Source organism: Planococcus sp. CP5-4_YE (assembly GCF_019042655.1).
Taxonomy (GTDB): domain Bacteria; phylum Bacillota; class Bacilli; order Bacillales_A; family Planococcaceae; genus Planococcus.
This window is the reverse complement of sequence record NZ_JAHPZO010000024.1, coordinates 1-21,355: the sequence shown is the minus strand read 5'-3', so window position 1 is coordinate 21,355 and position 21,355 is coordinate 1. Positions and strand designations below refer to the sequence as shown.

The following is a 21,355-nucleotide window of genomic DNA, read 5'->3' as shown; positions in this document are numbered from 1 at the left end:
AAGCTGCACAAAAGGAGGCTATCAGCATGGCAAAACCTAAAAGCATTGCATTGGTCACCGGCGTCAGCAACCACACCGGCATCGGCGCAGCCGTCTGCCAGAAACTGGCACAGCAGGAAACGGATATTTTCTTCACCCACTGGCAAGCAGCGCCGGATTTTCCAGAGCGCTTTCGTTCAGAAATCATAGATATTGGCGTACGCTGTGAGTTTTTGGAGGTCGATTTAGCGCAACGGGATGCCGAAGCAGCTATTCTGACTCATGTGAAAAGCGCCATCGGATTTCCGAATATCCTGATCAACAACGCGGCGCATTCGATCGATTCTAACTATATGGATTTGAGCGGCAAGATCTTGGACGATCATTATATGGTGAATATGAGAGCGACGTTTTTATTGTCTACAGAATTCGCGAAAGGATTTCAGCAAACGGGCCTAAACGATGGGCGCATCATCAATTTAACCTCAGGACAGGAGCAGGGGCCGATGCCAGGAAACTTGGCGTATGCGGCAACGAAAGGGGCGATTTCGGCATTCACTTCCTCTTTGTCCGCAGAAGTCCCGGAACTGGGCATCACAGTGAATGCCGTCAATCCAGGGCCGACCGACACCAATTGGATGGATGATGACATCCGGGATTACCTGCGGCCGAAGTTCGGCTTGGGGCGCATTGGGAAACCGGAAGATGCAGCGAACCTGATCGCGTTTCTTGCCAGCGAGGAAGGCGGCTGGATTACCGGGCAAGTGATTCATTCGGAAGGTGGATTTTTGAGAAGTTAACACCAAAAAAGCTGCACCACCAAAATTCGGGGGTGCAGCTTTTGATTTGTGCAAATTCCCAATCAGCCTGTAAAAATATCGCCTTTCGGGTGGCTGATTTGTTCCCGGTGCTGGCGGGCCAATGCGAATGCCAGTGTCACAGGGCCGACTCGCCCGATAAACATCAGTACCATAATGACGAATTTGCCGATGGTGGAAAGTTCTCCGGTCAAGCCCATCGACAGCCCGACCGTCCCGAAAGCAGAGAACGCTTCGAAAATAATCCATTCGAATGGCGCCTGCTCTGTATAGGACAGAATGAGAATGCCCGCGAAAACAGCGGCCATGCTGATGAACACAATCGCCAGAGAACGTTCTAGCAAGTGGGAAGGAATTGCACGGTTGAAAATGACCGCTTCTTTTCTCCCTTTCAAATAAGAAGCGGTCACTAAAATAATGACCAAAAAAGTTGTAAGCTTGATACCACTCCCGGTCGAGGCACTGCCGGCTCCAATGAACATAAGAAGCGAGATGAGCACAATCGAACCGGTCTCCATGCTGCCGATGTCGATGGAATTGAATCCTGCAGTACGCGGTGTAACCGCCTGGAAATACGAAGCCCACAGTTTATCGCCAAGCGGCAGCGCGCCTATGGTTTCCATATTGCTGTACTCCGAAACGAATAAAAACAGCATCGCGATCAGATTCACGGCTAAGGTCCCCGTCAGCATGACTTTGGAGTGGAGGGACAATTGCTTGAAGTTTCTCGTTTTCCATAAATCATACAAGACGGTAAAGCCGATCCCGCCTGAAATGAACAAGAGAGTGATCAGAATATTGACTGTTGGATCGCCGACATAGCCACTCAAGCTGTCATCCCACAAGGAGAATCCTGCATTATTGAATGCGGAAACAGCGTGGAAAGCGCTGGTGAACAGCCCGTATGTCCAGCCGTATTCCGGGACCCAGCGAACCGCTAAAATCGCAGTGGCCAATAATTCAATGCCGAATGCGAAAAACAGCAGAACCTGTACGAGGCGGATCATGCCGCCAAGTGAATACTGGTTGAACGACTGCTGGATCAAAATCCGCCCCCGCAGGCCGATTTTCTTGCCTAGCAGCAAAACGACCAAAATGGCGAATGTCATGAGACCGAGCCCGCCGATCTGCATGAGGACCATGATGACGGATTGCCCGAACATCGTGAAATCATTGCCGGTACTGACAACGACCAGGCCGGTTACTGTCGTCGCAGACGTAGCGGTGAATAACGCATCGATCCATGAAATCGGTTCAACTGTGGAGATTGGCAAATATAACAAGATGGTGCCAAATAAAATCGCCACCAGAAAAGTCATCGTTAAAATTTGAGGCGGCGATATTTTGATTTTTTTAAAATAAGTAGATCGTTTCATGTTACAAACCTGCCCGGTCGAACTGATGGATATTTTTCTTTGTTCCGAGCACCGTCAAAACGTCTCCTGCTTGCAAGATGTCATGTGGCAACGGCGAGACATTTAATTCCTCTCCGCGTTTAATGGCAAGGACGGTTACGCCGAATTTCAAGCGGATCTTCAGGTCGTTCAAAGACTTCCGGTTAACTTTCGGCGTGGCCATTAATTCCGTAATACTATAGTCTGCAGAAAGGTCGATCGAATCGATGATTTTTTGAGACCCTAGATGTTCAGCCATTTTTTTGCCCATTTCAATCTCCGGCTGAACGACTTGCTCCACACCGATCTTCATCAACACTTTCTGGTGGTAATGGTTTTGGGCTTTGACGTACACTTTAGGAATTTGCAAATCCTTCAAAACGAGTGTCGTCAGGATGCTCGATTGGATATCTTCGCCGATTGCGACGATGACATTTTCAAAATTGGTGATACCCGATCGCTTCAAAGCTGACTCGTTGGTCGAATCCAATTGAAGTGCGTGGGAAGAAAACGCCGCGAACTCCACTACTTTTTTCTCGTCGCGGTCTATTGCCAGTACATCGTGACCCATTTGATGCAGTTCTTTGCAAATGCTGCCCCCGAATCTTCCTAATCCGATCACTGCGAACTGCTTCTTGTTCCATCTCATTTCTCTTCCACTCTTTTCTCTTAAATTTGAGCACAAAAAAACCATTTCAAAGAAACGGTCTGAGGTAGACCTTTTCTCTCTTTTCTACGCTTACGAGGTTAGCTGTCGGATTAGGGATGGAGAGTACCCCTTCTTCAAAATGAAGATTCACCCCGAGATCAAGTTGCGATCGAATTGGTTCCCCCGCACAGAAATTCATTCTGTCTCAGCGATATAAAAGGTGGATTCTGTTGTACAAGCTAAAATATACGCCTCTATTTGAAAAAGTCAACACAATTTTGTGTGCCGAAATAAAAAAATTTATCCAATTATAGGAGGAGTAATGGAATTCTTTTTACAAATTATTTCAGGAAAACTGTAACATTAATGAAAGACAAACGTGTAAAGAGTAGAAGTCGATAAAGGGGGAGACAATGAAAAACCAACAGCTGGAACAGCTTTTCAAACTGTATTCAAAACCCCTTTATTATTTTCTTTGGAAGTTATCAGGTTCTTCCCACCTAGCCGAAGATCTGACCCAAGAAACATTTGTCAGGGCAACGATCTCACTCCACACCTATCAGGGAGAACAAGCACGGGCGTGGCTTTTCAAGGTGGCGAGGAATATTTATATTGATGAATGGCGCAAACGCAAGAGAAGGGAAAGCATCCCGTTAGTGAATAGATTCAAGCCGGCTGAAGAAATGATCAGCCCATACGGATTGCCGGAAGATACAGCTTTGGCGCAAGAGCAACGGGACGACTTGAATATGCTGTTCGATTATTTGCCGGAACGTTACCGGACGATTCTTTATTTGAGAGAAGTAGCAGAATTTAGTTATTCTGAAATAGCAAATGCGATGGATTTATCAGTAGATCAAGTAAAAGTTACACTGCACCGGTCACGAAAAAAACTGGAGACCATTGCACAACAGAAAGGGTGGCACGATGACAGAATGGAATGAAGCCTTGGAAAAGAAAATACTAAAGAAGTCCCGTTTTGTGTTAACGGTGCGGATTCTCCGTATATTAATGATTGGAGTGCTAATGTACGGTGCTTATATGATCGCTTTAGCATTTATTACCGACGGGATGCAAGTGGCAGAGGAGAATGATTATTATACGAAGCTCGCGTTGGATTGGACTGTGCCGAATATTCGTGGGGCAAATGGATTCGAAGAAGAGGAAGTTTCTGCTTTAGGCACCAGCCAACTTTCTTATCCTTTAGTCAGAAAAGTCGGTAAAGCGGAAGTGGTAGTCGGGGAAGCAAAGGTGAGGAAAAGCTTATTCAATAGCTACTCTACCATCGAATACCAAACCCCTTTCAGGGACGAACTCCAGCAAACTGCTTTTTACTACCCGGAAGACCCGCGCAATGGCAATTCACTCGACGCTCCAGCACATCCTGCTGTATGGAGTACGCTGGATAAGCTTCATGAAGGCACGGTAGCGGAAGTGGCATTCTCAACAGATAGTTTCATGACACCGGAAGAGTTGGTTACACAATTAGCACCTTATGATATCGACATTTTGTGGATGCCGCTGCATACAGGCGAGTTCGAAGAGTTCACGCCGGGCAGCTGGGGGAATGGAGGTGAAGATCTATCGGTGAATACCGTTTTCGGCTTGACGGGAGGGCAAAGCGCTTCCGATGATTTTCAGTCCTTTTCTGTTATCCATCGGCTTGATTCCGAAACATTACAAGACAGCCAAGACATGATGATGGATAATATAGAGACCTTGCTTGAGAAAAAGTCTGCCTCTTATTATGAAGGGTTTTTGGGCCTGGATTATTTGGGTGAACGCCATGATTATATAGAGGAAAATGGCTTTACGGTATACGGCGCTGTAGTCACTGGGCCGGTCAAGGAATTATTGAAGCTGGAAGATGAAGCCATGGTGACCGGCGAACATCTGGGGCAAGTGGAATTGTGGAATTGGGAAAGTCCGACACCATACTAAAAAGAAGCGAGGAGACGCTGCCATTTGCAGCATTTCCTCGCTTCTTTATTGAATAGTGTAAGTAAATTCTTTACGGCTTTGCGACGAAAACACTTATGAAAAAAATAACGGCCATGAACAAGAAGCCATACATTTCTTTCTTATTGTTCATCTGAAAGGATTGGAAACTCCTGATTAAAAAAATTCCTGCAGGGACAAGGAACGTGAACGGGAATAATTCTCTCCAATAAATTGACACTATCATCATAAAGATATAAAGGCCGTACAAGGGATACTAGATCTTTGTATTGAGCTTAAATGATTTCTGGTCACTTGCCATCAATTATTCCCCTTTGAAGGTAGATTATTGTTTAGAATTCACAATTTCAGATGAGTTGTCCGAAATTGATACCAAAAAGCGGTCGCTATCAATTTTCACTTCCAAATAATATTTCTTATCTTGTAGGTTTTGGACAATGACAAAATAATTGCCTCTCCCATAATCGTATCTCGTTCCACCATGAAATAAATTATCGTCTTCGTTGTAATGAGCAATTACATATTCTTTTGCATGGTTGAAAGCGGCTGCTTCATTTTCTTTGTGCTCTAAATACAAATACCCACCAATCACTAACAGGGCAATCACCAACATAAACGCCAGGGTTTTCATGTTTATATCCCCCCTATTCGAAATGTGCGCGCTTTGCGAAGAAGTGGATTATTTAAAGAGCAGGGATTAGACAAATGGGAGAGTTCCTATAATTTTCTCGCTAGCAAGCTGCTCTGTTAAAAGGACATAAATCATCAAGCAGGCTTCGTCGTATAGTAAATATCCTCGATCTCCTGCGCCGGCAACGGGCGGTTAAAGTAATAGCCTTGCGCCTGGTTGCATTGCTCGGTTTTCAGGAACTCTAGTTGTTCCTCGGTTTCGACGCCTTCTGCGATGACGTTCAATTCCAGGTCATGCGCCATGCGGATAATGGTTTTGACGAGTGCCGCATCTTTAGAGTCGCTTTTGATATTGCGGGTGAAATGCTGGTCGATTTTCAAGCTGTCGATCGGGAATAGCTTCAAATAGCTGAGTGAAGAATAACCGGTACCGAAATCATCAATCGATAAATGGACGCCGAGCGCTGCCAGTTCTTCCATGGTGGAGATGGCGCTGTCAGCATTTTGGATAATTGTCTCCGTCAGTTCTAATTCCAAGTACTGTGCGGCCAAACCGGTTTTTTTCAAGACGGTGCTGACGATTTCGGTCAAATCCTTTTGTGCAAACTGGCGCGCGGAAATATTGACTGCGACACGGAACGGGGCGAGCCCTATATCCTGCCAGTATTTATTTTGGCGGCACGCTTCTTCCAAGACGAATTCGCCGATTTTCGTGATACTTCCGGTTTCTTCGGCGATGGGGATGAATTCTGCTGGAGAAATCGTTCCCCATTCGGGATGGTTCCACCGCAGCAACGCTTCGACGCCAATGATTTGTTCAGTTTTCAGGCTGATCTGCGGCTGATAATGGATAGTGAATTCACCGTGCTCCAAACCCTTCCTCAAGCCAGTGGCGAGCTTTGATTTCCGGTCAATCGTTTCATTCATTTCACGCGTAAAAAACTGGAAAGCGTTTTTCCCTCCTTCTTTTGCTTGATACATCGCGATATCTGCATTTTTCACCAAAGTCTCGGAATCATTGCCGTCAAAGGGGAACATGCTGATGCCGACAGAAACACTCGTGAAAATTTCTTCATTTTCAAAGCGAAACGGCGTGTTCAAGGCGTGAATCAACTCCTGTGCCCGGTCTGCGGCTTTGCTATATTCAGTATTTGGCAAAAGCAGGATGAATTCATCGCCGCCAAGCCTTGAAAGGGTATCTTTCGGAGTGATTTGGGCTTTTAGGCGGCTGGCGACACTTTGCAAAAAGAGATCTCCGATGGAATGCCCGAAGCGATCGTTAATCATCTTGAAATTATCCAAGTCCATATAGAACAGGGAGAAATTTAAGCCGCGTTCATCTGCCTGCCGCAGCAGCGAGTCGAGTCGATCATTGAATAAACGACGGTTTGGCAAGCCGGTCAAAGGATCCAAATAAACAAGATCATTGATTTTGTCCTCAGACGCTTTGCGCTCGGTAACGTCCCGGATAATGCTGCTGAAGAAGATGCCTTTTTCCGTCTCCCATGTACCAACGGACATTTCAAACTGGAATTCACTGCCGTCTTTCCGGCAACCTGTCAATTCAACGGTGCTGCCGACAACTTTTGACTCACGCGTCTTACGGTAAACTTCCATGCCTTTCTCATGTGCTTCTTTAAAGCGGTCCGGGATGATGACGCTAATATTATGCCCAAGGATTTCTTTTTTGCTGTAGCCGAAAATTAGTTCGGCGCCTTGATTCCATTGAACGATGGCGCCTTGAAAATCCGCTACAATGATTGCATCTTTTGCGGATTCGATGACGGATTGGAATTTCATCTCGGATTCCTCCGACTGCCTTTCCAAGCGGCGGTCAGTCCGCACACTTGCTAGGGTCAGCACGAATAGCATCAACATGCCTCCTCCGATACCATAGGCGAGGAGGAGGCTATTAACTGAAAATGGTGTACTTTGGCCAATAGCTGAGTGCTCCATTTGCGAAAAATCAGCCGCAGCGATGCCGGTATAATGCATGCCTGAAACCGCGAGCCCGATCAAAACTGCACCAGCCAGCTTACGCCAATGAAATCTTGGGACGTTTGGAATGTAGAACAGCAGTGCCAGGCCAATGAACGAAGCGGCAAAGGCAACAAGTGCCGACAATGTCCACATGAACGGGTTGTAGGAGATCATCGCCTCCATACGCATGGCGTCCATCCCGAGGTAATGCATCGACACGATGCCTGCGCTGATAAAGAAGGCGCCGGTAAACAGATTTTTCCAAGTGACTGCTGGCTTGCTGATGAGATAGAACGCAATTGCGCAAGAAATGACCGCTGGTACAATCGATAATAAAACCAAACCGAAATGGTAGGACACTTCGACCGGCAAACGGAATGCCAGCATGCCGATAAAATGCATCGACCAGATGCCGAGTCCCAGAATAAAGGCACCCGCTATAATCCAGCGTAGGTGCGAAACGTTTTTGGCATATTTCAAGCGGCTGCTGATATCGAGTGCGACGGAAGCCGAGAAGATGGCCACAAGAATAGAAAGGACGACAAGAGGAAGGTTATAGGAACTGATGAGATGGGTTATGGGACTCACACTCTTTCACTGTAATTTTTAATGAAGATATTATTGAATAAATAGAAAAGAACAGCCGCTTGTCAAATCTTCATAATGAATTAAAAAGCTGTAGACCATAAAATTTTTCCAACTAGAAAAGAAACTCTATTGAACACTGAAAGGTCATAAGGCTTATATAAAACGAATGATCTTTATTTAATTAGGACCATTAGACATTATAAATATCCAAATAAAGCTATTTTCCATTAGAATACCACAATTGTCTCGATATGAAACTATTTATTAGCTGCAAAACTTTAATGGAGTGAAGTGTAAGAAAGTGAAGTTATTTTTGAATAATAAAAAACGCATTATATGCAAAATAGAACAAGTTAAACTTATATTTTTATTCGAGTACGATAGTTTTTCATTCCTGCGGGTATAGTATGTCTACTGTCTTTTTAAAGAAATAGGAGGATCATTATCTATGAAAAACTTGCAAGCAACTGTTACTTTGAATAATGGAAGCGAAATGCCGTGGCTTGGCCTGGGCGTATTCCGAGTAGAAAATGGCCCTGAGGCGACTGAAGCTGTCAAAACGGCGATCGTCAAAGGCTATCGTAGCATCGATACCGCCGCTATTTATGGAAACGAGGAAAGCGTCGGGGAAGGGATACGCCAGGGAATCAAAGCGGCAGGGATTTCGAGAGAAGACTTGTTCATCACGTCAAAACTATGGAACGACGATTTCGGCTATACGTCCGGTATCCAAGCTTACGGGACGAGCCTGAAGAAATTGGGGCTGGAATACCTGGACCTGTATTTGCTTCACTGGCCCGTTGAAGGCAAATACAAAGACGCTTGGAAAGCACTCGAGCATCTCTATATGGACGGGCAGGTCATAGCGATCGGCGTCAGCAATTTCCAGATCCATCATCTAGAAGACCTAATGAAAGACGCGGACATCAAGCCGGTGGTCAACCAAATCGAGTATCACCCGCGCTTGACGCAAGAGAACTTGCTCGCGTTCTGCCGCGAACACCACATCCAGGCGGAATCCTGGTCGCCTCTTATGGCAGGCGAAGCGCTCGAACAGCCGGAGCTGAAAGAAATCGCAGCGAAATACGGCAAATCGGTCGCCCAGGTCATCTTGCGGTGGAACCTGCAAAACGGCGTCGTGACCATTCCGAAATCGACCAATGAAGGACGCATTGTGGAAAACTCCCAAGTGTTCGATTTTGAATTAACGGAGGAAGACATGAAACAGATTTCGGCATTGAACGAAGACCGCCGTGTCGGCCCGGATCCGGACAATTTCGATTTTTAAAGGGAATTAGACACTGATACTAGGTGAGTGTTTGCCTTTCCAGCCATAACAAAAGGAAGAGAAAAGCCCTTGAGCTTTTCTCTTCCTTTTATTTTTCCAGCGTATAGCCGATTTTATTCAACGCCGATTCAATGTCGGCGACATACTCGGTTTTCAACTGTGATAAGTGTTCGCTGACACCTGGCATTTGCACGAGCCAAGGCGGGAGGCCGGTCATCATGACTTGGACGCCCATGACATTCAAGCCTGACACCAAATTCTTCAAGACGTCCGGAAACTGGTTTTCCAGCAGCCTCAATTGCGACAAGTCGATGATAAACGAATGGATGCCTTTGTCGGCCGCATAATGCAGCGTGTCTTCCATGATTTTCTGGGATCGTGATTCATTGATATTCCCTTGAAGTGATAGAATTGCCAACCCCTTTTTGATCGGGATGATTGGCACGCTCAACAACTCGATGTCTCCTAGCGTAGTGTCCAAATGGATGACGTAAGACAAGACCTCTGCCATTTGCTTGAGAAAGTGTACATCTTTATCGCTAAAATCTTTTTCTTCTTTGTCCATGACGCATAATGTGCCGAACACTTCCCCGTAGAAATCACGCAGCGTCACCCCTAGAAATCCTTTAACTTCAAGTTCCTCTGTCGCTTCCATGTCCTTTGTAAGCGTAAATGAGCCTAAATTCTTTATGTGCATCGCTTCCTGATCACTTTGGATTATTAAGCGGCAATACGCGCTGTCATAATCCACAACATAGCCCTCTGGAATGATGTAGTGGTCTTTATTGAATGAACTGATAATTTTCATCGATGTAGGACCTCTCTGGGTTACATAAGCGGTGTTGACGCCGAGTTCATCACTGATCACTTGAAACAATTTGTAAGAAACGGCTTTCAATGAATCGTGTGTAGACATGTTCTGTTTATCGTTCATCTTTCGTTTCTCCCCCTCTCCTGGGGGGGACCCTGCCAGTCTTCTTTGATGTATAGAGTCATTTCCTTCACATGCAACTTGATGGTGTTCAAGTTTTCATAAAAACTCCAGTTTAATCGTCCAGTCAGTAGGGTAGCCCCTGGTGTTTCTGCTTTTAAGGCTATAGAAATCAGGAATTGCGGTCAAGGGAAACATTTCGCATGGCGAAAAAATAAATCTGGCCGCAGGGGGAGTTCTCGTATTGCACTGTCTCGCTTATTGCTCAAAGCCGGCTTTCGCGCGTGCTGTAGAAAAATCATCCGCCCGGTCCAAGCGGGTGCTGAGAAACGCAAGCCCTGATGCGAGCAATGCGCATAATGCGCCGACCCATGACAAATGGATATAACCGCCCTGTGCGACCACATATCCGCCGAGTGTTGCACCTAGCGCAATGCCGATATTCACGGCGACAGGCGTCAGGGAAGAAGCAAAATCTTTTGCGGCAGGCGAATACACCGTAGCCAAGTTCATTAAATACATTTGGATGGTGGCATTCATCGCATAAATCATGATGGCCATCAGCATGAGGCTGACGAGCCCTGCGAAAGTCGTGCCCATCGTGAAATAAAGAGAAGCTAAAATAACTGCCTGCACGACGAATACATAGCGCAGCTTGCTGACGCCGTTACGGCCGGCGATTTTGCCGGCCAATACATTGCTGAGAATGGAGAAAGCGCCGTATGCGAGCAGGACGGCACTCACGTAACGTGTCGGGATGCCCATGCCGTCTTCTAAGATCGGCGTGATGTAGGTGTAGATCGTATAAGTGCCGGCGATCGAAAAGGTCGGGATAAAGAAAGCCAAAATCATCCGTGGATTCGCCAATAACCCGAGCTGGTCCTTAGCCGAAGCTTTAACGACCTTCAATTTGCGTGGCAGGATAAAGATAGCCATCACTAAGCTGATGACGCCGAGCAAAGTCGTGAACCAAAACGTCAGCTGCCAATTGCCAAGCTGGCCGATGAGTGTGCCAAGCGGGACGCCGATGACATTGGAAATGGTGAAGCCGGCGAAAATAAGCGCTATGATCGGGCCTTTTTTGTTTTCCGGCATGATGTCGCTGGCGATGCTCATCGACAAAGCGACCAAGACGCCGCTGACTACAGCAGTAATGATGCGTGAGAAAATCAACAATTCATACGACCCGGACAAGGCACTGAGGATATTGCCGGCGGTGAAGATGGAGATCAAGCTCAGCATCAGCGGATATTTGGGGAAGCGGCTGACAAAGGCGGTCAAAAAAGGAGTTCCGATGGCATAAGCAATCGCAAATCCAGACACGAGTGTCCCCGCAACCGCCAAACTGATATTCAAGTCAGCCGAGACTTCTGCGAGCAGGCCGACAATAACAAATTCACTCGTGCCCATGACGAAGGTCAATAAGGTCAAAGTGAACGCCAATACTTTTTGTTTAGTGGTGAATAATTCTGGTGGTGAAGTGGTTTCCATAACAATCTACTCCTCTATGTAATTCATTGGGAAAATCAGTTTATTGTAATATAGAAATATCTAATATTATCGATATAAGAAATCAAAAAAAGAGACGAGCCCGGTCTCAAATTTCTTCGTTAATGAATTTTGCGACCTTCGCTAATGTCTCTTCATTGCGCCTGTAATACGTCCACTGCCCGTAGCGCACAGCCTCGAGCAATCCAGCTTTTTGCATAAGGGATAAATAATGCGAGACGGTGGATTGGGACAAATTCACCTTTTCTTGAATATCGCCGACACAGACGCCGCCTTCAATGCTGACCTCCTTGGGCAAATGCGCTTGCTGTGCAGGGAAATTCTTCTCCGGCTCCCGCAGCCATTTTAAAATGTTCAAACGGGTTTCATTCGACAACGCTTTAAATACATCAATAACATTTAAATTTTCCATGGGGCTATCTTATATCGATACTATTCGATATGTCAAAACAAAGCGTTTCGGTGAGGTCAATTCTTAAATAAATCCAACTGCCAATATTATGTAAGGAAGTTTATATGGTAAAATCAAGAAAAAACAGAATAGTGGGGCATTTAAGATGAAATTAAATGATTTTGAGAAAGCGATTCAGCAATTGTTCGGGGAGGAATTGCTGAAAGAAGACGATGAATATGGTTTTACAACCACAACGGATAAAGAAATCCACCAGATTGGCTATGCGACCAATTTATCTCTTGAAACGGTGGAAATGGCCATCAAACAAGGCGTGGATTTGATGGTGACGCATCATGACGCTTGGGATTTCATCTACGGATTGAGAAAAGCGTGCGTCGATAAGCTGAAATCCCACAACATCAGCCATTTCTGGATCCACGCACCACTGGATTTCGTGGACTTTGGTACCTGCACATCATTGATGAAACAATTGGAAGTGGACGAAACCATCGCCTACTCCACCTACAGCGAGGCGGAAGGCGAACTTCCAGGCATCGCGGAATTTGCTGCTCCTGTGGAGTTTGGGCAATTGGCTAAAAGAATGCGCGGTGCTTTAAACGAACCAGTGCGCGCATGGAAAAATAATGCCCAGCCTGTCAAACGGATCGGCGTGTTGACCGGAGCGGGCCACTCCTCTGCATTGATCCGCGAAGCGGCCGAAAGAGGATGCGATACATATGTCACCGGAGAAGCCACGCTCTACACCATTCAGTACGCGCAGTTTGCCGGCATTAATTTACTGGTCGGCAGCCACACCTTCACAGAGATTTTCGGCGTAGCAAGCTTAGCTGAAAAAATCGCTGAAATGAACCCGGATGTGGCAATTGCAGAATTGAAAGAAGCGCATTTTGAGTTGAATCATTGAGGGCCGGAACGGTTGCGGATCGGCGGATTCCTTCAATAGAAGGAGAGAACAGGATGAAAAGCCTGGTGCACCTTAACGGCCGCCCGATGGAAGTGCTCCAAAAAGGCGGGGTTGGCACGCCGATTCTCATCATGACAGGCATGAGTTGTTCATTTGAAGAATGGTTTAACGTAACAGAAATTTTATGTGAAACTCATAAAGTCATCTTGTTCCATCGCCCTGGGCTTGGCGCGAGTGAATTGGGAACAGAACCGCGCACGACAGCCGCTGCGGCACAAGATGCCAAGAATCTTTTGGATGTACTGGGAGTGACGGAGCCGGTTGTGCTGATTGGCCATTCGTACGGCGGTTTATGTGCGCAGCACTTTTCAAAACTTTATCCGCAGCAAGTCAAAGGGCTGCTGTTAGTGGATTCCACGTCGGATAGCCTGGAAAAACTCGACGAACTTCCTGATTTAGCAGAAGATGCTTCTGACGACATATGGTTGGAAGAGTGCGGCAAATTCGCCGAACTGGATGAAAATGAATTGAAAAAAGTGATCCGCCCCATGTTGAGCGAAAACCAGAAAAAATTGCCGCGCCCTATACAACAGCGGCTAATCGAATTTCAGCAAAAACCCAATCTGTACAAAGCGATGAAGTCCGAAGTCGAAAATTGGAGAGCGGACGCCAAAATCATCAAAAGCTTAGGTTCTCTTTCAAGCCTTCCGCTTATAGTCATCGGGCGTGATATGAACTATGCCGTGGAACAAGGCGTGGAAGAAGGATGGCCAGAGGCAGAACTGATGGCGCAGGAACATCTATGGCACGAATTGATTCAAGAGCAATCGGCCCTTTCTGAAAACAGTGAACTGGTTTTTGTAGAGAGAGCTGGCCATATGGTTCATCTCGACCGGCCAGACTTGGTCATTGCGATGGCACAAAAATTAACCCGACCACTTTGAAAAACAGTACTGAAGAGAGCGTGACCACATTGGAAACCATATTGATCGTTTTGCGGGGAAATTCAGCAAGCGGAAAAACCACGATAGCGAAGCGGCTGCAAGACCATTTTGGGCGAGGCACATTATTGGTGTCGCAAGATGTGGTTCGCCGGGACATGTTGAAGGTCCAGGACAGGGAGGGCAATTTATCGACAGAGTTGATCCGGCAAATCACGGAATACGGCAAAGGCAGATGCCCAATCGTCATTTTGGAAGGGATTTTCATGAAGCATCGTTATGAAGAATTGCTGCTCGACTTGATCCGGTTTTATGACGGCGAGGCATTCGTTTACTATTTTAATTTGCCCTTCGAAAAAACAATGGAGCGCCACAATACGCGCCCTCAATCTCAGGACTTCGGGGAAGCATCGCTGCAAAAATGGTGGACCCCAAAAGACGATTTGGGTGTGCCCGGTGAACAATTGCTGACAGAGGAAATGTCCGAGCAAGCGATCGTCGAACTGATCTGCAGCCAGGTCGAAGAGTATCAGCGGGGCAATAAAAGCAAAGGAGCAAGTACATGACCATATTCAATCGCTTGAAAACAGGGGACCAGATCGGAATTTATTCCCCGTCGTCTCCGATTACCTATAATTCGCCAGTGCGCTTCAAACGGGCAAAAGATTTTCTGGAATCCAAAGGCTTTAGAATCGTGGAGGGCAGCTTGACGGGCAAGCGTGACCATTACCGTTCGGGCACGATACAGGAGCGGGCAGAGGAGCTGAACGAATTGATCCGTAATCCGGACGTCCGTTGCATCATGTCGACGATCGGCGGGACGAATTCCAATGCGCTGTTGCCGTATATTGATTATGAAGCGTTTCAAAAAGACCCGAAAATCATGATCGGCTACTCGGACGCGACGGCTGTGCTGCTCGCCATTTATGCCAAGACCGGCATTCCGGTATTTTACGGACCGGCGCTGGTGCCGTCTTTCGGTGAACACGAACCGTTCGTGGATTATACATATGATTATTTTGAAAAAGCATTGATGAAAGTACAAACCCTTCCTTATGCAGTGGAACTTCCCCCGTACTGGACGGATGAACCGGTCAATTGGGAAGAAAAAACACAGGAAAAGGAACTGCGCAACAACGCGTGGGTGTGCGTGACGAAAGGCAAGGTGACGGGACGCTTGGTCGGCGGAAATGTCAATACGATGGCCGGCATCATGGGGAGCCCCTATATGCCGGTGATTGAAAACGGCGATATTTTGTTGTTGGAAGATACGATGAAAACGGCCGCCGTCGTGGAGAAGAACTTCAATTTGCTGAAGCTCAATGGCATTTTTGACAAAGCAGCGGGAATCATTTTAGGCAAGCATGAACTATTTGATGATCAAGGAACGGGGAGAAAACCATACGAGATTTTGCTGGAAGTGCTGGGAGATCGCGAGTTGCCAATTCTTGCCGAGTTTGACTGCGCACACACCCAACCGATGCTGACGATGCCGATTGGCAAAACCGTCACATTGGATGTGACCGAAAAACGAGTTGAAATCACGGAGCAATGGATTCGTTAATTGAGGAGGAAGACGATGAAAACAATCGGATTGATTGGCGGGATGAGTTGGGAATCGTCAGCAGAATATTACCGGCTGCTCAATGAGCAAGTGAAACAGCGTTTAGGCGGCCTGCATTCAGCGAAATGCTTGATGTACAGTGTCGATTTCGAGGAGATTGAACGCTTTCAGTCACAAGGGAAATGGCAAGAAGCAGGCGAGCGTTTGGCGGATGTCGCTCGTTCGCTTGAAAAAGGCGGTGCAGAGCTGATTGTATTGTGCACGAACACGATGCACAAAGTGATTTCTTCTATAGAAGAAGCCGTCTCGGTGCCGATTTTGCATATCGCAGACGCGACCGCAAAAGAGATCCGCTCAAATCATCTCCATACGGTAGGGTTGCTCGGGACTAAGTATACGATGGAGCAAGATTTCTACAAAGAACGCATTGCCGACAGCGGCATCGAAGTGTTGATTCCGGAAGCTGCAGAACGCGACATGATCAACGAAATCATTTTTGATGAATTATGCTTAGGGAAAATCAACGAGTCGTCGAAAGTGAAATACCAACAAGCCATCCAAAGCCTCATCGATCGTGGCGCACAGGGCATCATTCTTGGCTGTACGGAAATCGGTTTGTTAATTCACGATGAAGACGCAGAGGTGCCGCTATTTGATACGGCAAAGATCCACGTCAAAGCGGCGGTGAAAGAAGCGCTGGATAACTAAAAGTAAAAAGGGGGGAGCCGACATGGGATCGCGCATGATGCATTTGATCATTGCTGGGCACGTGGCGGAAAGAATGGAGATTTCCGACCGGCCGCGGTTTCTCTTGGGCGGCGTTGCACCGGATGCAGTTCACGGCAGAGAGCAAAAAACCAAGTCTCATTATTACGAGGGCAGCGTAGACGATGGGACGAGACGTGTGAATTATGAAGGCTTCATGCAGAAATATAAAGAGCAAATGAAGGATGAATTCATTCTCGGGTATGTCGTGCATTTAGTGGGGGACGCTGTGTGGATGAAAGACATCTATTTTAAAAAAGACCTAAAAAACCGCATCGATGCCGACCCGTCTGTACTCGAAAAATGGCATGCAGATTTCAGGAAGCTTAATAGTATGCTCGTTAACCAATTTTATTGCGCAGGGTTAGAACAACAACTGGCATCCGCCGAACTTCCCGAGACTCTTATAGAAGAAATTGAAGTCAATAACTTGCGAAAGTTCACCGAAGAAACGCTCGGCGACTTCCACTCAACGAAGCTATCTTCCAGCAGGGACCTGGAGATATATTCAGTTGCAGAAATTACCGGCTATATCAAATCCGCGACAGAACAGGCAATCCGCGTATGCCTGTCTCTTGGAATGCAGGAAAGGCAAAGGAGTGAACATATTGGCCATTAGAAATTCTGCGAAAGCGATCATTGTCCAAGACGGCAAAGTATTGCTGACGACCAATGAAGACACAGAAGGCAGCTATTATCTATTTCCGGGCGGCGGACAGGAGCTCAGCGAAACTTTGCCGGAAGCAGCCGTACGTGAATGTGTCGAAGAAATCGGCTGCGCCGTCGAAGTGAAAAGCCTGATCCATATCCGTGAATACATAGGCGAGCGCCACGAACATGCCGAGACCGATAGCGGCGTTCACCGGATCGAATATTATTTTGAATGTCTTTTGCAGGGTGACTTGCAATCGGCCGCACCGTCGAATCCCGACACGCAGCAAACCGGTGTTGAATGGGTGGAGATCGAGGACTTACTGGAGCATCGGATCTATCCGAAAGGCATCCGGCGCTGGATCCAGGAGTTTGAAAGTGGTGGCGTGAATTCGGTTTATTTGGGAGCGTTTAATTAAATTACAGAGCAAAAAAAAAGAACAGCCGAAATCATCCGGCTGTTCTTTTTCATGTATTTATTCCTGAACGTTTCGTTGAAAGGAGCTGCGGCCGCGGTAAGCAATCCAACTGGCGAGAGCGAGCAAAACACCAGATAAGACAAACACTGAGCGGATGCCGAACAAATCGGCCAGTATCCCCATCAATAGAGAGGAAACGGCAAATGTGCCCATGCCGATCGCCCCGAGTGTCGTGAACACTGTCGGCAACTGCTCTTTCGGCACGCTCGTCTGCACAACGGTCTGCTGCGGGATGTTTTTCAGCTGGCTGAAGACGCCGACCAGAACTGATAATAGGAGCGCCACGAGCGGCATGCTGTTCAAGCCGAAAAATACAGTCGCTGCGCTGCTGAAAATAGCCCCGATTAGGATAAAACGGCTGAGATTGCGTTCGACCCATTCGGTAAATCGCAGGCAAATGAGGCTTCCTGCGATCAAGCCGATAAAGAACGAACCGTTGATAAAGCCCCACCATTTCTCATCGACTGCGAGCGCTTCGCTGACGAAGACATACAAAATCGCGGCGATCCACACGGCGCCGGCAATTGTCTCGAGCATCTCCATCAAAGCGATGCGCTTTAATACCGGCGTCTGTGAGACGGTCTGCCAGCCTTTAATGATTTGGCGCCATTTGTTTTGAGGTTCTGGCGGCGCGCTATCGACTCTATCCAAGCCGCTCAACAACAAACTTGAAAGCAGGAACAATCCCGCTGTCAGCCAGACCAGTTCGATGGCGGACAGCCAAATCAGTAAGGAACTGCCGACAAACCACATCGCCGTTTGAATCAGCTGCGTAACGGTCTCGGTGATGCCGTTTGCTTTGAGCAACTGGTCACTTTTTACGTAATTCGGGATTAAGGCCTGTGTCACCGGATTGGCGCAGCCGTCCAAAAGCGCCACCAAACTGATCAGTAAAAACAGCACAATAAAATTGGCCGTGGTTAACTGCGGCAGAAATAATGCCAAGGCAATCAACAAACCGGTCTTGCCCATTTGCGATCCTGCAAGCAGCCATTTCAAATCAAAACGCTGCATGAGCAGCGGCGTTAAAGTATTTGAGACGAACATCGAACTGGTGATGACGAACGGCACCAAAGCGGCAGCCGTGGCGGAGCCGGTCAATTCGAAAACCAGGTAAATAATGCTGACGATGTAAAGCACGTCGCCGATATTCGCAAGCGACTGGCCCGTCAGCAATAAGTGGAAATTTCTATTCAGTTTCATGATGAATCCCCCAAGAGTCAATTTCGTAAATGACTTCTACTGCAGGGGATCACTTAGATTGGACTGATCGTCACGCCAGATGTTCCTTTCGTAAGGAAGATAAAGCTTGGGGAATTTATCTTCAGGATGGATTGTATTCATTATACTCTAAATAATTGGAAAACAAATGGCGGTGAAAGAAAATATTGGATATAGTAGAAACAAAGCTTATATAGCGAAAAAATAGTACGGGAAATTTTTGAAATGGAAAGCAGGTTATCACATGAATAAAACGAAGTTACAAGCAGCCGTTCGTCACGCAGCAGTAGAGTCTCCGGAATTTTTAGGGGAAGGGGCCTGGCATCATGCATGGAAAGTCGAAAAAGATGGCCGTGAACTGGTATTGCGGATTCCAAAGGACGTCGTGTACGGCAAGCCGGCTGAAGTCGACGAAGAAGAATTGACCGCAGAATACGCAGCGACAGAACTTTACTACCGCTCGGTCAATGAGGCAGTAAAAGGCGCGGCACCGGAGTTTTTCGAGTTCTATGTTTCTGAACAATTAAGCTATACGCTCGAGTCGTTCGCTGGAAATCATATCGATCTGCATGACCTGTCGCGAGCGCAAGCGGTTGAGACCGGAAAGGCACTCGGTGAGGTTTACCGGAAAACAGAAGAAATCCCGCACGGCTTGGACGGTTTTGGCTATCTGCATTGGACAGAGGAAAGCGGGCTGAGAGGCAGCATCACCGGAGACGTCCGCCGTTTCCTGAAAGAAGAAAGTGAAGAGCATTTGTCGGATTATCGGGAACTCAGCGAGGCGCGTCCTGAATTTCAGGACGCTGCGGTGAACGATGCGCTGAATTTGGCAGTGGAGCTCCGGGAGCGAGGATTCACCCAGCCACGCCTCAGCAATCAAGATGCTTCACCGGAAAATATCTTGATAAACGGCACGCAAATTTGCCTAATCGATCCGTTTCCAAATATTTATTACCCAAGAGGAATGGCCGGGAACTTCATGAATCTTTACGAAACATTCTTTATCGCACTGTCGGATACCGAGCGTTATGGAAAGCACCGCTTTGCTGATTGCGCGGACAATTTAAAGGCCATTGCTGGTGGATTCCTAGTCGGTTATAGCGCTGGCGACAAGCGGGTTCAGGCTGAAGTCAGGGGCGAACAATTATTGCAGCTGCTGGAAACCGGCTACAGCCATTTTCATTTATTGACTGGGAAGCTGCCGGAAGAAGCACGCATCCGCTACGGCGACAAAAAGCAGATTGAAGACAGGCTCGCGACATTGGCAGGGGAACTGAAAGCGCTGGCTGCATCGGAAATCGGGAATCTCGAGGAAGCATTGGAGAGCGAAATCACACATTAAATAGAGAAAGGGGCACTATTATGGATTTTCAGGAAATGGCTACAGATAGACTGGAACTCGTACATATCGAAAAACATCACGCCAAGAGCTTCTTCGACATCATGTCGAGAGACGAAGTGACGAGATATTACGGCATGAGCAGCTTAAATGAATTGGATGAGGCTGAGAGCATAATCGAGTCGTTCGGGCAGACCTTCGAAAGCGGCAGGGGAATCCGCTGGGGCATTGTCGTGAAAGAAACGGGCTCTTTCATCGGGACGGTTGGGTTGAACAATTTGAACCTCAAAGGAAAAAAAGCGGAAATCGGCTTTGAACTGCATCCGTCCTATTGGAATAAAGGCTATGTTTCAGAAGCCGTCAAAGAAGTCTTGGCGTATTGTTTCGTCCAACTTGGATTATTCCGCATAGGTGCCGTCACCTTTCCAGAAAACGGAGCATCCATCGCTTTGCTGCAAAAATTAGGATTCGAAAAAGAAGGCAGGCTAAGAGCTTATCTCTATCAGGACGACCGATCCCATGATGCGTTTATTTTTTCGTTGTTGGCTGAGTAATTGACAGAACCTGATTTCAAGAACTTTGCATGTGTCTAAAAAGAAAATAGGAGTGAGAACGATTCAATTCCAACTAGTCATATTTAGTAGAAGGGGCAGATGAAATGGAGCTTTTCAAATTTGATAAAAGCAAGGGCAAAAAGATCTCCAAGTTTAATTCGGATTTCATCATGTCCCGAATTACTCAAACGACACAACCCGCACATATCAGCTGCATGCATTTAGAAGAAAACGGGGTGGTCGGGTATCACCAAGCGGTAGGCCCTCAATTGCTTTTGATCGTGAGTGGAGAAGGGTTTGTTCGTGGTGAACAAGAAGACTATTTCAGTGTCGAGATTGGCGATGCGGTGTTCTGGAACAAGGGTGAATGGCATGAAACGAAGACAGGCAAGGGTTTGATGGCTATCATCATTGAAAGTCAGGAATTGTTGCCGATTATGCATGATATGGAATAGGAAGAATTACAAAATCCTCATTGAAAAGGCCAATTAAGGGAGCACCCTTAATTGGCCTTTTTGTTTACTTCAAAATAAAATCAGTTTCTTTAAAAATCCTGTTTCACAGCACGCCCTACCACCAGGTAAGCGATGAGAAATCCAAGCAGGCCGAGGAACACAGGGACAGCGGTAACGGAAAACAGGTTTGTATCATTCGTATTCACCGATGACGACAGCAAGGCAACAATTGCGATTCCTGAAACGATCGTAGCGGGAACGGAGTATTTCCTCATGCCGAAAAATAGCGGAATTAACGACATTCCGGAGCAGGCTATAGCAAGCACCACTAAGTGCAAGAGG

General features: G+C 46.9%; 22 protein-coding genes, 1 pseudogene and 1 riboswitch. Of the genes and pseudogenes, 14 read left to right on the top strand and 9 right to left on the bottom strand.

The annotated features are described in order from the left end of the window. The first annotated feature begins 26 nt into the window (after positions 1 to 26). A complete protein-coding gene (locus KTG14_RS16920) occupies positions 27 to 779 on the top strand; it encodes an SDR family oxidoreductase (RefSeq protein WP_216971984.1) in 753 nt (250 codons plus the stop codon). A gap of 62 nt (positions 780 to 841) precedes the next feature. Here KTG14_RS16920 and KTG14_RS16915 read toward each other — a convergent pair whose 3' ends face one another. After that, a complete protein-coding gene (locus KTG14_RS16915; protein WP_216971983.1) occupies positions 842 to 2,173 on the bottom strand; it encodes a TrkH family potassium uptake protein in 1,332 nt (443 codons plus the stop codon). Between the two features lies 1 nt (position 2,174). Next, positions 2,175 to 2,840: a potassium channel family protein gene (locus tag KTG14_RS16910; protein ID WP_216971982.1), complete on the bottom strand. Its 666-nt coding sequence runs from the start codon at positions 2,838 to 2,840 to the stop codon at positions 2,175 to 2,177. A gap of 72 nt (positions 2,841 to 2,912) precedes the next feature. Then, positions 2,913 to 3,061, bottom strand: a riboswitch (cyclic di-AMP (ydaO/yuaA leader). A gap of 192 nt (positions 3,062 to 3,253) precedes the next feature. On the opposite strand from KTG14_RS16910, the gene KTG14_RS16905 reads away from it, so the two are divergent. After that, the gene (locus KTG14_RS16905; protein ID WP_216971981.1) at positions 3,254 to 3,784 is read left to right on the top strand and encodes a sigma-70 family RNA polymerase sigma factor; all 531 of its coding nucleotides are present in this window, start codon (positions 3,254 to 3,256) and stop codon (positions 3,782 to 3,784) included. Beyond that, complete coding sequence (locus tag KTG14_RS16900) at positions 3,768 to 4,781, top strand: anti-sigma factor (RefSeq protein WP_216971980.1); 1,014 nt, start codon at positions 3,768 to 3,770, stop codon at positions 4,779 to 4,781. Before KTG14_RS16905 ends, KTG14_RS16900 begins: the two co-directional genes overlap by 17 nt. A 343-nt stretch (positions 4,782 to 5,124) precedes the next feature. Here the strand turns inward: KTG14_RS16900 and KTG14_RS16895 are convergent, their stop codons facing one another. Together KTG14_RS16895 and KTG14_RS16890 are read right to left on the bottom strand one after the other, a co-directional pair. Further along, the gene (locus KTG14_RS16895; RefSeq protein WP_216971979.1) at positions 5,125 to 5,430 is read right to left on the bottom strand and encodes a hypothetical protein; all 306 of its coding nucleotides are present in this window, start codon (positions 5,428 to 5,430) and stop codon (positions 5,125 to 5,127) included. 134 nt (positions 5,431 to 5,564) lie between these two features. Beyond that, positions 5,565 to 7,997, bottom strand: a complete 2,433-nt coding sequence (locus KTG14_RS16890; protein ID WP_308462020.1) for an EAL domain-containing protein — start codon at positions 7,995 to 7,997, stop codon at positions 5,565 to 5,567. A 448-nt stretch (positions 7,998 to 8,445) separates the two neighbouring features. Between KTG14_RS16890 and KTG14_RS16885 the strand changes: the two genes are divergently transcribed. Continuing rightward, positions 8,446 to 9,285 carry an aldo/keto reductase gene (locus tag KTG14_RS16885; protein WP_216971978.1) on the top strand — a complete coding sequence of 280 codons (840 nt, stop codon included), beginning with the start codon at positions 8,446 to 8,448 and terminating at the stop codon, positions 9,283 to 9,285. A gap of 88 nt (positions 9,286 to 9,373) precedes the next feature. On the opposite strand, the gene KTG14_RS16880 is transcribed toward KTG14_RS16885, so the two are convergent. The 3 genes from KTG14_RS16880 to KTG14_RS16870 form a co-directional block, all read right to left on the bottom strand. Next, positions 9,374 to 10,219 carry a GAF domain-containing protein gene (locus KTG14_RS16880; RefSeq protein ID WP_216971977.1) on the bottom strand — a complete coding sequence of 282 codons (846 nt, stop codon included), beginning with the start codon at positions 10,217 to 10,219 and terminating at the stop codon, positions 9,374 to 9,376. 255 nt (positions 10,220 to 10,474) lie between these two features. After that, complete coding sequence (locus KTG14_RS16875; protein ID WP_216971976.1) at positions 10,475 to 11,707, bottom strand: MFS transporter; 1,233 nt, start codon at positions 11,705 to 11,707, stop codon at positions 10,475 to 10,477. A 106-nt stretch (positions 11,708 to 11,813) separates the two neighbouring features. Continuing rightward, on the bottom strand, positions 11,814 to 12,137 hold the full coding sequence (locus KTG14_RS16870) for an ArsR/SmtB family transcription factor (RefSeq protein ID WP_121299031.1): 324 nt from the start codon (positions 12,135 to 12,137) through the stop codon (positions 11,814 to 11,816). A 145-nt stretch (positions 12,138 to 12,282) separates the two neighbouring features. On the opposite strand from KTG14_RS16870, the gene KTG14_RS16865 reads away from it, so the two are divergent. From KTG14_RS16865 to KTG14_RS16835, 7 genes are read left to right on the top strand one after another with little or no spacing between them, the layout of a single operon-like run. Next, positions 12,283 to 13,044 (top strand): Nif3-like dinuclear metal center hexameric protein, encoded by a 762-nt coding sequence (locus KTG14_RS16865; protein WP_216971975.1) that lies wholly within the window; start codon positions 12,283 to 12,285, stop codon positions 13,042 to 13,044. A 53-nt stretch (positions 13,045 to 13,097) separates the two neighbouring features. Next, complete coding sequence (locus KTG14_RS16860) at positions 13,098 to 13,988, top strand: alpha/beta fold hydrolase (protein ID WP_216971974.1); 891 nt, start codon at positions 13,098 to 13,100, stop codon at positions 13,986 to 13,988. A 29-nt stretch (positions 13,989 to 14,017) separates the two neighbouring features. Beyond that, entirely contained in the window at positions 14,018 to 14,551 is a 534-nt protein-coding gene (locus KTG14_RS16855; RefSeq protein WP_216971973.1) for a kinase, read from the top strand. Next, positions 14,548 to 15,549: a S66 family peptidase gene (locus KTG14_RS16850; RefSeq protein ID WP_216971972.1), complete on the top strand. Its 1,002-nt coding sequence runs from the start codon at positions 14,548 to 14,550 to the stop codon at positions 15,547 to 15,549. Before KTG14_RS16855 ends, KTG14_RS16850 begins: the two co-directional genes overlap by 4 nt. Before the next feature lie 15 nt (positions 15,550 to 15,564). Continuing rightward, a complete protein-coding gene (locus tag KTG14_RS16845) occupies positions 15,565 to 16,257 on the top strand; it encodes an aspartate/glutamate racemase family protein (RefSeq protein ID WP_216971971.1) in 693 nt (230 codons plus the stop codon). Between the two features lie 22 nt (positions 16,258 to 16,279). Then, positions 16,280 to 16,933 carry a zinc dependent phospholipase C family protein gene (locus tag KTG14_RS16840; RefSeq protein WP_216971970.1) on the top strand — a complete coding sequence of 218 codons (654 nt, stop codon included), beginning with the start codon at positions 16,280 to 16,282 and terminating at the stop codon, positions 16,931 to 16,933. Next, positions 16,914 to 17,384 (top strand): NUDIX domain-containing protein, encoded by a 471-nt coding sequence (locus KTG14_RS16835; protein WP_308462021.1) that lies wholly within the window; start codon positions 16,914 to 16,916, stop codon positions 17,382 to 17,384. The genes KTG14_RS16840 and KTG14_RS16835 overlap by 20 nt, the downstream gene beginning before the upstream one ends. A gap of 57 nt (positions 17,385 to 17,441) precedes the next feature. Here KTG14_RS16835 and KTG14_RS16830 read toward each other — a convergent pair whose 3' ends face one another. After that, positions 17,442 to 18,647, bottom strand: coding sequence for an MFS transporter (locus tag KTG14_RS16830; protein ID WP_216971969.1), 1,206 nt, complete (start codon positions 18,645 to 18,647; stop codon positions 17,442 to 17,444). A gap of 262 nt (positions 18,648 to 18,909) precedes the next feature. Between KTG14_RS16830 and KTG14_RS16825 the strand changes: the two genes are divergently transcribed. From KTG14_RS16825 to KTG14_RS16815, 3 genes are all read left to right on the top strand, one after another. Beyond that, entirely contained in the window at positions 18,910 to 20,007 is a 1,098-nt protein-coding gene (locus KTG14_RS16825) for a hypothetical protein (protein ID WP_216971968.1), read from the top strand. Between the two features lie 20 nt (positions 20,008 to 20,027). Further along, a complete protein-coding gene (locus tag KTG14_RS16820) occupies positions 20,028 to 20,558 on the top strand; it encodes a GNAT family N-acetyltransferase (protein ID WP_216971967.1) in 531 nt (176 codons plus the stop codon). 104 nt (positions 20,559 to 20,662) lie between these two features. Continuing rightward, on the top strand, positions 20,663 to 21,013 hold the full coding sequence (locus tag KTG14_RS16815; protein WP_216971966.1) for a cupin domain-containing protein: 351 nt from the start codon (positions 20,663 to 20,665) through the stop codon (positions 21,011 to 21,013). 89 nt (positions 21,014 to 21,102) lie between these two features. Here the strand turns inward: KTG14_RS16815 and KTG14_RS16810 are convergent. Next, positions 21,103 to 21,355: pseudogene (locus KTG14_RS16810) on the bottom strand (ABC transporter permease); the annotation flags it as partial.

Coding starts and splice junctions, on each gene's coding strand:
- KTG14_RS16920 (WP_216971984.1), top strand. CDS start 27: ATGGCAAAACCTAAAAGCATTGCATTGGTCACCGGCGTCAGCAACCAC.
- KTG14_RS16915 (WP_216971983.1), bottom strand. CDS start 2,173: ATGAAACGATCTACTTATTTTAAAAAAATCAAAATATCGCCGCCTCAA.
- KTG14_RS16910 (WP_216971982.1), bottom strand. CDS start 2,840: ATGAGATGGAACAAGAAGCAGTTCGCAGTGATCGGATTAGGAAGATTC.
- KTG14_RS16905 (WP_216971981.1), top strand. CDS start 3,254: ATGAAAAACCAACAGCTGGAACAGCTTTTCAAACTGTATTCAAAACCC.
- KTG14_RS16900 (WP_216971980.1), top strand. CDS start 3,768: ATGACAGAATGGAATGAAGCCTTGGAAAAGAAAATACTAAAGAAGTCC.
- KTG14_RS16895 (WP_216971979.1), bottom strand. CDS start 5,430: ATGAAAACCCTGGCGTTTATGTTGGTGATTGCCCTGTTAGTGATTGGT.
- KTG14_RS16885 (WP_216971978.1), top strand. CDS start 8,446: ATGAAAAACTTGCAAGCAACTGTTACTTTGAATAATGGAAGCGAAATG.
- KTG14_RS16880 (WP_216971977.1), bottom strand. CDS start 10,219: ATGAACGATAAACAGAACATGTCTACACACGATTCATTGAAAGCCGTT.
- KTG14_RS16875 (WP_216971976.1), bottom strand. CDS start 11,707: ATGGAAACCACTTCACCACCAGAATTATTCACCACTAAACAAAAAGTA.
- KTG14_RS16870 (WP_121299031.1), bottom strand. CDS start 12,137: ATGGAAAATTTAAATGTTATTGATGTATTTAAAGCGTTGTCGAATGAA.
- KTG14_RS16865 (WP_216971975.1), top strand. CDS start 12,283: ATGAAATTAAATGATTTTGAGAAAGCGATTCAGCAATTGTTCGGGGAG.
- KTG14_RS16860 (WP_216971974.1), top strand. CDS start 13,098: ATGAAAAGCCTGGTGCACCTTAACGGCCGCCCGATGGAAGTGCTCCAA.
- KTG14_RS16850 (WP_216971972.1), top strand. CDS start 14,548: ATGACCATATTCAATCGCTTGAAAACAGGGGACCAGATCGGAATTTAT.
- KTG14_RS16845 (WP_216971971.1), top strand. CDS start 15,565: ATGAAAACAATCGGATTGATTGGCGGGATGAGTTGGGAATCGTCAGCA.
- KTG14_RS16840 (WP_216971970.1), top strand. CDS start 16,280: ATGGGATCGCGCATGATGCATTTGATCATTGCTGGGCACGTGGCGGAA.
- KTG14_RS16830 (WP_216971969.1), bottom strand. CDS start 18,647: ATGAAACTGAATAGAAATTTCCACTTATTGCTGACGGGCCAGTCGCTT.
- KTG14_RS16825 (WP_216971968.1), top strand. CDS start 18,910: ATGAATAAAACGAAGTTACAAGCAGCCGTTCGTCACGCAGCAGTAGAG.
- KTG14_RS16820 (WP_216971967.1), top strand. CDS start 20,028: ATGGATTTTCAGGAAATGGCTACAGATAGACTGGAACTCGTACATATC.
- KTG14_RS16815 (WP_216971966.1), top strand. CDS start 20,663: ATGGAGCTTTTCAAATTTGATAAAAGCAAGGGCAAAAAGATCTCCAAG.